The organism is Gordonia sp. Z-3 (assembly GCF_036233855.1).
GTDB classification, from domain to species: Bacteria; Actinomycetota; Actinomycetes; order Mycobacteriales; family Mycobacteriaceae; genus Gordonia; species Gordonia tangerina.
The window spans coordinates 67,121-80,353 of the sequence record NZ_JAZARS010000011.1; the positions used below are offsets into that span (position 1 = coordinate 67,121).

The following is a 13,233-nucleotide window of genomic DNA, read 5'->3' on the forward strand; positions in this document are numbered from 1 at the left end:
GAAAATTGAGACTATGAAGATCTGGGTCAAGCGCGCGCCGAAGGTGGCTTGTGCGGCGGCGACCTGCAGCGTCGTGGTGGCGCTCAGCGCGTGTGGAGTGTCGGGTGGGGAGAGCGGCGACGCCGCAGGTGCGGTGGCGCAATTTGCCGCGGCTATGGAACGCCAGGACGCCGGCGGGGCGGCCGAGTTCACCACCGCCCCCGGCCAGGCCGGGGCGGCACTCACCGAGACCCTGCAGTCCATGGATGCCGAGCACATCGACATGGTGGTGCAGAACCCCGTCGAGTACAGCGACGGGACGGCGTCGTTCGGGCTCAAGACCACCTGGCGGTGGGACAAGGACCGCAGCTACGAGACCACCAGTTCGGGAACCGCCCGACACCTGTCGACCGGTTGGAAGATCACCTGGGAGCCGTCGGTGATCCACCCCGGGCTCCCCGTGGGCGGACAATTGCGCGAGATCCGCACCGACGCCACCCCGGCACCGCGGGTGCGCAGCCGGAGCGGTAAGACGTTCATGTACCTGCAGCCGGTCAACGACATCATCCTCGACCCGAACCAGACCGGGGATGTGCGCAGTTCGGTACGGGCACTGGCCCGCACGATCAAGCCGATCGCACCGCTGATCACCTCTCAGGTCATCTCCGAGAAGCTGGCCGAGACCCCCGGCAAACCCATCACCGCGGTGACGTTGCGTGAACCGGACATGCAGGTACTGCAGTCGGACCCGAATGCGGTGCCCGGTGTCGTGGTGCGCAAGGCGGGCATGCTGGTGATGGCCGACCGGCGACTGTCGTCGCCCCTGGAGGCGGGGCTCACCAACTACTGGCAGGCCATCCGTGACGCGACCGCCGGCTGGGAGGTGCAGATGGTGGGCCCGGGCATCAAGCCGCGCAAGTTGGCCGGCGAGCAGGGTCCGCCCGGGCCGGATGTGCAGACCACCGTCGACCAGAGCCTGCAGCTGACCCTCGGCGATGCGGCGGTCGAGGTGGGCCAGCCGGCCACCATCCTGGCGCTCGACGCGGCCACCGGCGCAGTCCTCGGCATGGCCCGCAACAGCTACGCCGTCGACCGGGGCATCAACGCTGACACCGTCTATCCCGTGGGCACCACCCTGAACCCGGTGCTCACCGAAGTGGATCGCACCGCCAATGCCAACCAGGAATCCAGCGACGCCATCATGGACCGGCTGGGACTGGGTGTGCAGTTCACCGTTCCCGGTGCCAGTACGCCGACCAACGACCAGCCCGGAGTGGCCACCGTCGACTTCCGGCCGGACGGGCCGAGCATGTCGATGATGAACATGGGTGCACTCGGGGTGGCGCTGGCGCGGAGTTCGAAGGGCACGATGACCTCGGTGGCTCCGTATGTGATCAAGGGAGTGCCGACGACGGTGGCCGGTGGTCAGCTCGGCGAGCTCGACGCGGCTACCACCGCGCCCATCCTGCGGGCGATGACGACGGTAGCCAAGACCGGCGATGCGAGTGATCTCACCGGAGCGCCCGGCCTGAAGGCGCTGGTGGGTACCAACGGGCCGCAGGGTCCCGGCTGGTTCCTCGGGTTGCAGGGCGGCAAGGTCATCGTCATCTACACCGAGGGCAACACATCGGGGACGGCGGCGCTGCAGGTGGCGCAGAAGTATTTCCGGATCAAGTAGCCCTTCGTGACGCCCTCCGCAAGCTCCGGGCTCCTCAGGGATCGGTGGGTTTCGCGCGCGCATCGATCATTCGCGCGTGAGGCTGCGCGCGCGGAAGATCAATTGGCGCGCGACGAGGCCGAGCGACGACGCACCACCCCGTAGGCTGCGCGCCATCCCAGGAGGAACACGCCGAGGGTGATGGTGGCGACAACGACGAAACTCGGGGCGACGCCCTGGTGCAGCAGGTAGCGCAAGATCATCGCGACCGCGACGGCGCAGAACCAGATCATCACGCCGGCGGGCACGAGCCGCTCGGGGTGGAAGTCGTGGCCGAACCACTCGCTGGACCGCACGTGGGAGAACACATACGCGATCGACCATCCCGCGGCCGCGCCCACCGCGAACGGCCACAGCGTCTGCAGCACGCCGATGACGGTGAGTCCCTCGTCGTGGCTGGATCGGCCGATCATCACGAACACCGTGATCGCGACGAGATCGATGAGTGCGGTCACCGGCATCGGCAGCGCTCGGGCCCGAGCTGCCCGGGCGTCGGTACCTGCGACAACGGGAGAACTCGACATGGTCCCCTACGGTAGCGGGTCGTCGGGCCGTCGACCATCACCCGGACCGGCATCACGCTCGTCGACCCGTCCGGCCCCCGGCTCCGAGTCCAGGTCGCGATCGAGCTCCTCCTCCAGGGTCTCGCCGGTGCGGAAGGTGCCGCGGAACATGAACAGCACCACCACCCAGCCGATGGCCGCGATCAGGATGTAGCTGATGACGCGATAGACCAGCACGGCGGTGATGGCGTCGGCGGCCGGCATTCCCGCCGAGGTCAGGGCGGGAACCAGCACGGCGTCGACGACACCGATGCCACCGGGCAGCAGCGGAACCGCGGTGCCGACCGCCTTCCCGGCCGCGTAGGCCACCATCAGTCCGGCGATGCTGGGATGCGCGCCGACCGCCCAGCACGCGAACGCGAGGCACGCGACGTCGGCGACCCAGTTGAACATGCTCCAACCGAACGACACCCCGAGGTCACGTTTGGACAGCTGCACCGCACGCAGCTGTTCGAGTGTCTCCATGATGCGGTCGTGCCCGTTGCCCGCGGGTTTGCTGCGGACCTGGTTGATCCAGTCCATCACCCGCAGCAGGGTGCTCTGCAGCGATTCGGGATGGCTGGCCAGATACTGGAAGACCACCGCGACCGCGATGAAGCCGACCACCGAGAAGAACACCGAGAACGGGCTGGTCTTGGCGCCCGCCAGCAATGCGCCGCCGAACCCGAGCACCGCCAGGCCGACGCCGGCGAGCAGACCGGACATCACCACCTGCCACGATGCGACGACCGGTGTGGCGCCCCACTTGCGGGTCTCGCGGTAGACGAAGGCCGGCGACAACACCGGGCCACCCGGCATCGTCTGGCTCACCGCATTGGACGCGAGGATCACCGACAACGACTGCCATTGGCCGACCTTGACGCCGCCCGATCGCAACAGTGCACGTTGGACCTGCGCGTAGCTGTCCATGGACAGCAGGGCGGCGACGATGCTGGCGACGATCCAGACCCAGTCGAGGTCGCCGATGCGGCGCCAGGCCTCCTCGAGGCTGGGCGAGATCAACACGACCTCGACGGCCAGGATGACCACGACGATCGCCAGCAGCACCCACCGCAGCCACCAGAAGCGTGACCGCATGGACACGCTTCCCGTGGCGGGCCCCTCCGACGACATAGCCCACACCATATCCACAGCTACGCTGGTGTCTGTGAGCGATGCCGACACCGTAGATCGATCACCCCGTGCGCAGCGGCCCGCCGACATCGTCACGGTCGATCGTGAGAAGGTGCACCCGCTGGTCCGTGCCACCGCTGAATGGGCATGGCGGTTGCTGGTCATCGCCGGTGCCGCCTACGTCCTGGTGTTGACCTTCAACCAGTTCGAGGAAGTGCTGGTGCCGGTGGCGTTGGCCATTCTCGGTGCGGCGATGCTGGTGCCCGTCGTCGATGCGCTCGACCGGGCGGGCATGCCCAGGTCGCTGGCGGTGCTCTTCGCCATCGTCGTGGTGCTCGGCCTGTTGACGGCGGTCCTGACCTTCGTGGTGCAGGAGTTCATCCGAGGGTTCCCGCAGCTCACCTCCGAGATCACCACGACCATCGACCGCAGCCGTGACTGGCTCGTCGACGGCCCGTTCGGCGTGGACCGCGACCAGGTCCAGAACATCGGCAACGACCTCACCGGCTTCCTGCAGCACAACCAGGCCCAGGTCACCAGCGGCGCACTCGCGACGGCGACCACCGCGACCGAGATCGTCACCGGCGCGCTGCTCGCCTTCTTCCTGCTGATCTTCTTCCTCTACGGTGGCGGCCACATCTGGACGTTCGTCACCAAGGTGATCCCCGTCGATACGCGAGGTCGGGTGCGGGCGGCGGGCGTCGCAGGTTTCGCGACGTTGGTCGGCTACGTGCGGGCCACGGTCGCGGTCGCCTTCGTCGATGCGCTGGGTATCGGCGTGGGGTTGGCCATCCTGCACGTTCCGCTGGCGCTGCCACTGGCTTCGCTGATCTTTTTGGGAGCCTTCATCCCGATCGTCGGCGCGTTGGCGACCGGGACGTTGGCGGTACTGGTGGCGTTGGTGACGCAGGGCTGGATCGCCGCGATCATCGCGCTCGCGATCGTCGTCGGTGTCATGCAGCTGGAAAGTCATGTGCTACAGCCGTTCCTGCTGGGCCGGTCGGTGCGACTGCACCCGGTCGCGGTGGTGTTGGCGATCGCGGCGGGCATCGTCTCCGCCGGCATCATCGGCGGCCTGCTGGCCGTGCCGTTGATCGCGTTCGCCAACACCGCGGTCCGTCACCTGTCGGGCAGCGCGCCGTCGGCGCAACGCCGCGAGGAGCGGGCCGATGAGCCGATGTACTCCGCCTCACCCGACGAACCGAGGTGGGATCGCGTAGACCATCGTGACGCCGAGGACACCGTCCACACCCAGACCGTCGATGAGTTGCGCCCGACGACCACCCTGCCGGCCGAGCACGAGGACTCCGGCGGGTTGACCGACGACGAGTACGCCCGCTCCGACGCCGACGCCGATGACCCGCGACGCCGTGACGACGACACCTGAACCGCTCCACCGACCGAGCCGCGCCACTCAGTTGGCGATGGCCGTCGACACCGATCCGGTGGGGCCGCTGTGGCGGGCCGCGCAGTTGTTCCGGCTGCTCTCGTATATGTACGCCCTGGGTTTTCAGATCGCGATCAACGACGATCTGGCCCACCGCGCGACCGCGTGGGTGCTGTTCGCGGTCTTGACGGCGTGGACGGCAACCAGCGGCATCGCCTACTACGTCGGTTTCGGTCGCAACCGCTACTGGGTGAGTGCCGACGTGGCGGTGGCCTGCGCGATGATGCTGTCCACCTCATATGTGGCCACCGAATCCTGGGCCCTGAACAACCAGAGTTGGCCGACCACGCTGTGGGCCGTCAATGCCGTGATCTCGGTGGCGTTGCTGGCCGGGCCGGTCTGGGGCATCGTGTCGGGGCTGCTCGTCGGCGGCACCAGTGCATTCGTCAAGGGCGCTTTCGACCTCAACTTCGGTCGCAACGCCACGATCATCATCATTGTGGCCACCGGGATGGCCGTCGGACTGGCCGCGGTGATCGCGCGCCGCGCCCAGGCGGTGCTGGCGCAGGCGGCGGGGATCGCCGCGGCGACCGAGGAACGCGAGCGGCTCTCACGCGAGGTGCACGACGGGGTATTGCAGGTCCTCGCGCTCATCGCCCGACGGGGCCGTGAGATCGGCGGTGAGACCGCCGCGCTCGCCGAACTTGCCGGCGAACAGGAGTACGCGCTGCGACGGCTGGTCTCGGGGGCCGCCGAGGAGATCGAGATCGACGGAACCACCGTCGATCTCGCAGCCCGTTTGCGTGCCCTGGCCGCGGACGGTGTCTCGGTCAGTGCTCCGGGAACCGCGGTCGACGTGGAGGCATTCGTGGCCACCGAAATCCGCGCCGCCGTGATCAACGCCCTCGACAACGTCGTCCGGCACGCCGGGTCAGGGGCGCGTGCATTCGTGTTGCTCGAGGATCTCGGCGATCAGCTCGTGGTCAGTATCCGCGACGACGGGGTGGGTATCGCGCCGGGACGCCTCGGGGAAGCGCAACAGCAGGGGCGGATGGGGATCTCCACGTCGATCGTCGGGCGCATCGAGTCGCTGGGTGGGACCGCACACCTCGAATGCGCACCCGAGGGCGGCACAGAATGGGAACTGACGATTCCGGTGGACGGGAGGGGTAATGGCGCAACAGATGCCGACCGGGTCGGGTGAGTCGGTGGACGGCACCGCGACCGCACTGCGGGTGATGGTGGTCGACGATCACCCGATCTGGCGGGAGGGCGTGGCCCGTGACTTGGCCGAGGACGGCTTCGATGTGGTGGCGACCGCCGACGGTGTCGGCGCTGCCGTGCGCCGGGCCGGCGCGGTCGCGCCCGACGTGGTGCTGATGGACATGCAGCTGCCCGACGGCACCGGTGCCGAGGCGACCGCAGGTGTGCTCGAGGTGTCGCCGGGCAGTAGGGTCCTGGTGCTCTCCGCGTCGGAGGAGCGTGACGACGTTCTGCAGGCGGTGAAGGCCGGTGCCAGTGGTTATCTGGTGAAAAGTGCGTCGCAGGCAGAGCTGCTGGAAGCGGTCCGGGCGACCGCCGACGGGCAAGCCGTGTTCACGCCGGGGCTGGCCGGATTGATCCTCGGTGAGTACCGGCGGATCTCGGCGACACCCGATCGGGACGACAGCCGCCCCACCCTCACCGACCGGGAGACCGAGGTCCTGCGACTGGTGGCGAAAGGGTTCAGTGCCAAACAGATTGGTACCCGACTGTCGCTGAGTCACCGAACCGTCGAGAACCACGTCCAGGCGACACTGCGAAAGCTCCAGCTCGGAAACCGAGTGGAGCTGACGCGGTATGCGATCGAACAGGGGTTGGATGAATGAGTGCGACGGGCGGGGCGTCCTTCGGTGACCCACACGATGCCCGAGGGGCCCGCACGCTCACTCCGTTCGCGGGCTCCTCAGGGGCCAGAGTCGTTGTTCCGGAAGGCTATTCGGCGGCAGCCAACGGCGCTTCGGTGACCGGGTTGGCGGTGACCTCGGCCTTCGGCTTGTCCTGCGGCACCAGCATCGTCGCGGCCGCCCCGGCCAAGGCGATTGCGGCGAAGATGTAGAACGCCGCACTCGACGAGATGCCTGCGCCGATCAGCAGTCCACCGATCACCGGACCGACGATGCCGCCGAGCCGGCCGAATCCGGCGCACCACGCGACACCGGCGGCACGGGCCGAGGTGGGGTAGAAGTTCGACACGTAGCCGTAGATCAGCACCTGGGTACCGATGGTGCCGGTACCGGCAACGGCGACCGCAGCCAGCAACACCGGCAGCGGGAACCCGAGGGTCAGGCAGATCAGGGCGAATGTGGCCAGGCAGAACGAGGTGGCGACGATGCGCTGCGGGCCGCGACCATCGGCGAGGCGGGCGGCGATGAGGCCGCCGACGATGGCGCCGCCATTGAGGACCAGCAGGAACGACAACGATCCCTTGGCGTTGAAACCGGCCGATTCCATGATCTGCGGCAGCCAGGTGTTGAGGCCGTAGGTCAGCAGCAGTCCGGCGAAGCTCATCGTGCCCAGCAGCAGGGTGGGCAGCGCGAACCGGCGTGAGGCCAGGGCGGCGAAGCCGACCTTGTCCGGCTGCGCGGTGGCCTGTCCGGCGGGCTGCGGGTAGAGGTCGACGGGGATACCGGTGCGGGTGCCGATGGCGCTCGCCTCGTCGAGCCGGCCGCGCGACACCAGCCACTGCGGCGACTCGGGCATCTTGAGCCACGCCAACGGCAGCAGCGTCACCAGCGGCAACGCGCCGACCCAGAACAGTCCACGCCAGCCGATGTGATCGGCCAACAGCAGCGCCAGAACCGCTGCCAGCACGCCGCCGAACGGGACGCCGCTGTAGACGATGGCGTTGAACAGGTTGCGCTTGGATGTGGGCGCGAACTCCGCGACCAGGGCGCCGACGGTGGCGACCAGGCCACCGATGCCGATTCCGGTCAGACACCGGAGAACACCGAAGGTGGCCACGTTGGGAGCCAGTGCGGTGGCTCCCATTCCGATGGAGAACCACGCAATGTTCATCAGCATCATCCGGCGGCGGCCGACCCGATCGCCGAAGGTGCCCGCGATGAACGCGCCGATCATCATGCCGATCAGCGCGTAGGAGCCGAGCGCGCCGGCAGTGCCCGGGCTCAGTTCGCCCAGCTGCGATGGGTCGTCGAGCAGGGTGGGTAGGACGGTGCCGTACACGACGAGGTCATAGCCGTCGAAGACGATGGCGATCGCGGCGAGGGTCACCACCCAAAGCACGCTTTTTCGGTGCTCTGGGCTCGTCCAGGTGGTGGGTGCGTTCATGGGCTGCCTCCAAGGTGGGTGTGCTGGGAGACAATCCTGCGTTGATGTGCGGCCGATCACATCAGGTGTTTGGCCAGTCCTGACCAAGGTGACCTTTGATGGCTCAGATCACGTGATTGACAACCGAGCGCATCCGACGCCGCCGAGGTCAGCTTTCCGAGCGGCCGTTGCCTGAGCGGCTGCGGCGAAGCAGTTCCTGCACACTGATCTGCGCGCCGTCGCCGTCGTTGTCGGAGCGGGCGTGCCGGTCGGTGGCCCGTCGGCGCCCCTCGCCACCGTCGGTGGGTTCCGCCGTACCGGGTCGATCCCCATCCGGCTGCCGGCCGGTCAACGGCGGGGTCTCGTTGCTGAGACCACGATCCATCGGTGACCCCCCTGGTCGCTGCGGCCGCGAGGTGCGTCGTTCGCCTTCGGGGCTCAACGACGCCGCCAGCGGACGCTTACCCGTGTTGTCCAGCGCCGGGCGGCGACCGAGAGCCGAATCCGCCGGCGGGGCAGGGGTCGGGCGCTGCGGCCGCGGGGCCGTCGGTGGTGGTGGTGCCGAGGCGGCCGGCGGCGACGCGGGGCGGGGCTGCTGTGACCGGGTCGGTGCCGCACCGGGGTGGGCCGTCGGGGCCTGGGTCGGAGCCGACTGGGGGTTACGAGATTGGGGGTTACGAGATTGGGGGTTAGGAGACTGGGCCGACGGAGACTGGGCCGACGGCTCATCGTCGCCGAGGCGGATGCCACCCGCTCCCAGTCGCCAGCTGCCGGTGTCCGGGCCGTCCGACCGCGAACGCCGTGCGCGACTGAATGTGGGTGCGGGACGTGCCGCAGGAGTCGGTCGGCTCGCTGAGCGGTCGCCCGTCGGCGGCGCGGACGGGCCCACGCGTGCGGGCGCCGGTTCGGCCGACGGCCCGGCGACCTGCCCCTCACGCGGTAGTCGGCCACCGGGCACGGCCTGTGGCGCCGCGACGTTCGCCGAACGTCTCGGCGACTGACGATCCGGTGTCGGCCGAGGGGCGGTGCGTGCGGCACCGCGGGCGGCCGCACCCGTCGCTGCGGCGGCCGGAACACCGACGTCGCCGCGCGTCGACCGCGGAGCGGCGCGCATCGTGGAGGTGGGTGCCTCGGCGACGATGGTGCCGGCCGAGCGCATCCGCGAGGCAGCGGCCTGATCGCGCAATTCGTCGGGCTCATCGTCGAGAACCGTCTCGCCGAGCCCGATCTTCTGTTGCATCACCCGCATCCAGCGCGGCGCCCACCAGCAGTCGTCGCCGAGCATCTTCATCACCGACGGCACCAGCAACATGCGGATGATGGTGGCATCGAGGATCAGCGCCGCGATCATGCCGTAGGCGATGTACTTCATCATCACGATCTCGGACAGGCCGAACGCGCCGGTGACCACCACCAGGATCGCCGCCGCCGCTGTGATGATGCGACCGGTGTGGGCAGTGCCCACCCGAACGGCTTCGGTGGTGGTCGCGCCCTTCTGCCTGGCCTCGACCATGCGAGACAACAGGAATATCTCGTAGTCGGTGGACAGACCGAAGATGATCGCGATGATCAGCACCAGCACCGCGGCGAACAGCGGCCCGGGCGTGAAGTTGGCCAGCGCTGCGCCGTGACCGTCGACGAAGATGAACGTCAGGATGCCCAGCGTGGCCCCCAGCCCCAGCGCCGTCATCAGCGCGGCCTTGATCGGCAGCACCAGCGAGCCGAACGCCAGGAACATCAGGAAGCCGGTCACCAGCACCAGCAGGACGGCCATGATCGGCAGCCGTGACATCAGCGCATCGATGGAGTCCTGCGTCAGTGTCGGGGTGCCGGCCACCCACATCGTGAGGCCCTGGGTGTCGATCGCGCGCAGGTCGTCGATGGCGGGCGCGGCGGTGTTGCGGTCCACCAACCCCGCCGACATCTGGATGATCTGCGGTCCGTTGTCGCCGTACTGGCCGGTCAGCGCCCCGCCGTCGGACGACGGGCTGAACTGTTTGGTGAAGCCGGGAATCTGATTGGCCTCGTCGGCGATCTGCTGGATCTTCTGCCCGCTGGCCGCGTCGTTCGGGTCGTAGGCGACGACCAGCTTGATCTCTTCGGTGCGCTCGGTGGGGAAATACTCGTCGAAGTTCTCCTGCGCCACCCGGTTGGGGTTGTCGGGCGGCAGGTAGGCCTCGCTGATGCCGCCGAACTTGATTCCGCCGAACGGAATGGTGAGCACCAGCAACAGCAGGATCGTGGGGACCGCAGTCGCCACCGGATGCTGCATGACCCAACCGGCCAGTCGGCCCCAGAACCCGTTCTCGACCTCTTCCTTGGTCTTGGTGCGCCGCAGGAACGGCAGACCCAGCGCGTCGATCCGCGGCCCCAGGATGGCCAGGGTGGCCGGCAACACGGTGATCGACAAGATCGCCGCGAGCGTCACCGACGCGATCGCGCCGTAGGCGACCGACTTGAGGAAGCCCTGCGGCATGATCAGCAGACACGCCAGCGCCGCGACGATGATGGTCGCCGAGAACACCACGGTCTGTCCCGACGTCATCACGGTTCGGCGGACCGCGGCCTTCGTCGAATACCCTTCGGCGAGTTCCTCGCGGAATCTGCTGACGATGAACAGGCCGTAGTCGATCGCGATACCGAGGCCGATCAGCGTGACCACCGACTGCGCGAAGATGTTCAGTTCGGTGATCTGGGCGAGGATCTTCATGATGCCCAGCGATCCGGCGATCGTCAGACCGCCGATCAGCACCGGCAGACAGGCTGCGATCACCCCGCCGAAGATGAAGAACAACATGATCGCGACCAACGGCAGGGCGATCACCTCGGCACGGTGGATGTCCTTGTCCATGCCGTCGGCCATACTGCCTGCCACCGGTTGGAGGCCGGCGAGTTCGAACGTGGTGTCCTCGAGGTTGAATCTCGCGCCGATGTCGTCGAAGAACGGTTCGATGACGGTGTAGTTGTTGAGCACCGTGGTGTCGTCGTCACCCTTGACGCCGATACTGATGAACGCGTGGCGGCCGTCGTCGGTGAACGTGCGTTCCCGGATGGTGGCCTGCGCGGCCTGCGAGGTGGACGTCTGATCGCGCAGATAGAACGGGTCGATGATGCCCGGATCCTCGCGGTTGACGATGTCGCCGTGCTGCGCGATGAGGTCATCGACGAAGTTCTCCACCTTTGCGCCGAACTCAGGGTCGTCGACGGAGGTGCCCTCTGGTGGCGTGATCAGCAGGATGACGTCGGACCGGTGATCGCGGCCCAGCGCGGTGTCGGCGACCACCGATCCCTTCACCGACTCCGAGGTGGGATCGAACCAGCCGCTCTGGCTGAGGTACTTACCGAGGTCGAGACCGTAGAGGCCCAGACCGCCCATCAGGGCGATCAGAACCGCGATCACGGCGAAGCGCATTCGAAAGACGAATGTGCCGATGGCTCCGAACACGCCTCGTTCCTTTCTCGGTCGTACCTGGCGGATGAAGTGCTGCGCGCGGGAAGTTCTTCAGGCGGGATTGTGGCAAGCGGTCCTGAGTGATCCCTGAGTCGGTCGGGATCGATGGAACCGTGATCAGTGCAGCAGTGCCTGCAACGGTCGGAACGGTGTGAGCCACGCCCCGTCGTCGGGCAACGAGTCGAGACCGATCCGCGGCAACGGCTCACGGAACACCGCCGGGATGTCCTCCAGGTCGACGAACTCCAACTCCTCGGTGGTCAAGGCCCAGCTGGCATGCTCGCGGAAACCGATCACGGTGACCGGAACGCCGTCGGCGGCCACCTCGAGCAGCGGCTCCCGGAACGCCTGGCCGTCGGCCGAGGCGACGATGAGGCCAGCTAGTCCAACAGTGTGCCTGCGAAGTGCGATGTGGTCGAGCATGTCGCTGTCCACATCACTGTCATCGGCGAGTTTGGGCTTCGCGAACACCGCATAACCGACGTTGCGCAGCGCATCCACCCACGGCCGAACCACGTCGGCGCTGCCCGGGACGATGTTGGTGAAGACGGTGGCCTCCGGCTCCACCGACGTGCCCGTCGCCGCGGTGGCGGAGATGTCGGCGGTGCGCTGCAACAGCCAGCGGCCCAGCGCGTCGAAGCGCGGTCGGTGCGCCGCGGTCGGGCGGCCGCCGAGGATCGCGCCGAGCCCCATGTCCATGTTGGGTGCATCCCAGACCAACAGCACCCGCGGTGTTCCGCTCTGGCCGGAGATGGTGTCGGCGAACCGATTCGGCCCGGTGCCCGACGGTCCGGAACCTGGCGCTGACCCGGCACTTTGGGTGGGGGCCGGCTGGGTCGCAGTGACGTCGTCGCTCATGCTCCGCCGCTTTCGGTGGGTCGGGAAGTGGGGGGTTGGGGCCGAACATATACGAATTCGTTCACCTCGCGACCCTCTCGTTCGGCGCGCCCCTCGAATTTGGTGGTGGGACGGTCGAGCAGGATGGGCGAGCCGGCCGTCGCCTGGACGACGTGCGGTCGGTCACGCCGCTGGGTGGCGAGATGCTCGGCGATCCACTCCGCATACCCGGCGTGATCGGTCGCGATGTGCAGCACACCCCCGGGCACCAATCGGTCGGCCATCAGTTCCAGCGTGCCGCTCTGGATGAGCCTGCGCTTGTGGTGACGTGATTTCGGCCACGGGTCCGGGAAGAACACCCGGATCCCGGTCAGCGACTCCGATGTCAGCAGCTCGGTCAACACCACCACGGCGTCGCCGCGCACCATCCGCACATTCGTGAGTCCGCCGCGGTCCACCAGACCCAGTAGTTGTGCGAGGCCCGGCTTGTAGACCTCCACCGCGAGGACGTCGACGTGGGGTTCCTCGGTGGCCATCGCCGCCGTCGAGATCCCCGTGCCGCTCCCGATCTCCAGGACGACGGGTGCGTTGCGGCCGAAGAACTCCGGGAGGTCGATCGGTTCCTCGGGGACCCGGTCGGTACCGATCGCGAGGTCGCGGCCCAGCCGGGGCCACAACTGCTCCCAATTGCGCTGCTGACCCGTCGTCAGGGTGCCCCGACGGAATCGAAAACTGGTCACCCGCGGGTACAGACGTGACTGATCGACGCTCTCGCTCACCCGTCCATCGTTGCGCATGGGTGGTGTCGCGGAACAGCCGACACCGCTTCGGCCCCGGTCAGCGGGCAATCGACTCGCCGGACACCATGCCGCGCTGC

At 68.0% G+C, this 13,233-nt stretch carries 10 protein-coding genes; 4 read left to right on the forward strand and 6 right to left on the reverse strand.

Annotation, left to right across the window (positions count from 1 at the left end; all coding sequences use genetic code 11):
- Nucleotides 1-13 precede the first annotated feature (13 nt).
- The gene (locus VX037_RS14375) at nt 14-1,657 is read left to right on the forward strand and encodes an NTF2-like N-terminal transpeptidase domain-containing protein (protein WP_235723034.1); all 1,644 of its coding nucleotides are present in this window, start codon (nt 14-16) and stop codon (nt 1,655-1,657) included.
- A 98-nt stretch (nt 1,658-1,755) separates the two neighbouring features.
- Here the strand turns inward: VX037_RS14375 and VX037_RS14380 are convergent, their stop codons facing one another.
- Together VX037_RS14380 and VX037_RS14385 are read right to left on the reverse strand one after the other, a co-directional pair.
- Nucleotides 1,756-2,220, reverse strand: coding sequence for a DUF3054 domain-containing protein (locus VX037_RS14380; protein ID WP_372474978.1), 465 nt, complete (start codon nt 2,218-2,220; stop codon nt 1,756-1,758).
- Nucleotides 2,221-2,226: 6 nt separating this feature from the next.
- Entirely contained in the window at nt 2,227-3,372 is a 1,146-nt protein-coding gene (locus VX037_RS14385) for a lysylphosphatidylglycerol synthase transmembrane domain-containing protein (protein ID WP_328714732.1), read from the reverse strand.
- A gap of 34 nt (nt 3,373-3,406) precedes the next feature.
- Here VX037_RS14385 and VX037_RS14390 point away from each other — a divergent pair, with 34 nt between their 5' ends.
- Genes VX037_RS14390 through VX037_RS14400 form a run of 3 tightly spaced genes read left to right on the forward strand, consistent with a single transcriptional unit; the run spans nt 3,407 to nt 6,627 of the window.
- Nucleotides 3,407-4,759, forward strand: a complete 1,353-nt coding sequence (locus VX037_RS14390; protein ID WP_328714734.1) for an AI-2E family transporter — start codon at nt 3,407-3,409, stop codon at nt 4,757-4,759.
- Nucleotides 4,728-5,963 (forward strand): MacS family sensor histidine kinase, encoded by a 1,236-nt coding sequence (gene macS / locus VX037_RS14395; protein WP_372474977.1) that lies wholly within the window; start codon nt 4,728-4,730, stop codon nt 5,961-5,963. The genes VX037_RS14390 and macS overlap by 32 nt, the downstream gene beginning before the upstream one ends.
- Nucleotides 5,932-6,627, forward strand: coding sequence for a response regulator transcription factor (locus tag VX037_RS14400; protein WP_328714736.1), 696 nt, complete (start codon nt 5,932-5,934; stop codon nt 6,625-6,627). Before macS ends, VX037_RS14400 begins: the two co-directional genes overlap by 32 nt.
- Before the next feature lie 106 nt (nt 6,628-6,733).
- Here the strand turns inward: VX037_RS14400 and VX037_RS14405 are convergent, their stop codons facing one another.
- The 4 genes from VX037_RS14405 to trmB form a co-directional block, all read right to left on the reverse strand.
- The gene (locus VX037_RS14405) at nt 6,734-8,089 is read right to left on the reverse strand and encodes an MFS transporter (RefSeq protein ID WP_235722824.1); all 1,356 of its coding nucleotides are present in this window, start codon (nt 8,087-8,089) and stop codon (nt 6,734-6,736) included.
- Nucleotides 8,090-8,237: 148 nt separating this feature from the next.
- Nucleotides 8,238-11,513: an MMPL family transporter gene (locus tag VX037_RS14410; RefSeq protein WP_266060775.1), complete on the reverse strand. Its 3,276-nt coding sequence runs from the start codon at nt 11,511-11,513 to the stop codon at nt 8,238-8,240.
- 123 nt (nt 11,514-11,636) lie between these two features.
- A complete protein-coding gene (locus tag VX037_RS14415) occupies nt 11,637-12,377 on the reverse strand; it encodes an NYN domain-containing protein (protein WP_287015175.1) in 741 nt (246 codons plus the stop codon).
- Complete coding sequence (gene trmB / locus VX037_RS14420; RefSeq protein ID WP_235722821.1) at nt 12,374-13,153, reverse strand: tRNA (guanosine(46)-N7)-methyltransferase TrmB; 780 nt, start codon at nt 13,151-13,153, stop codon at nt 12,374-12,376. The genes VX037_RS14415 and trmB overlap by 4 nt, the downstream gene beginning before the upstream one ends.
- Nucleotides 13,154-13,233: the final 80 nt, after the last annotated feature.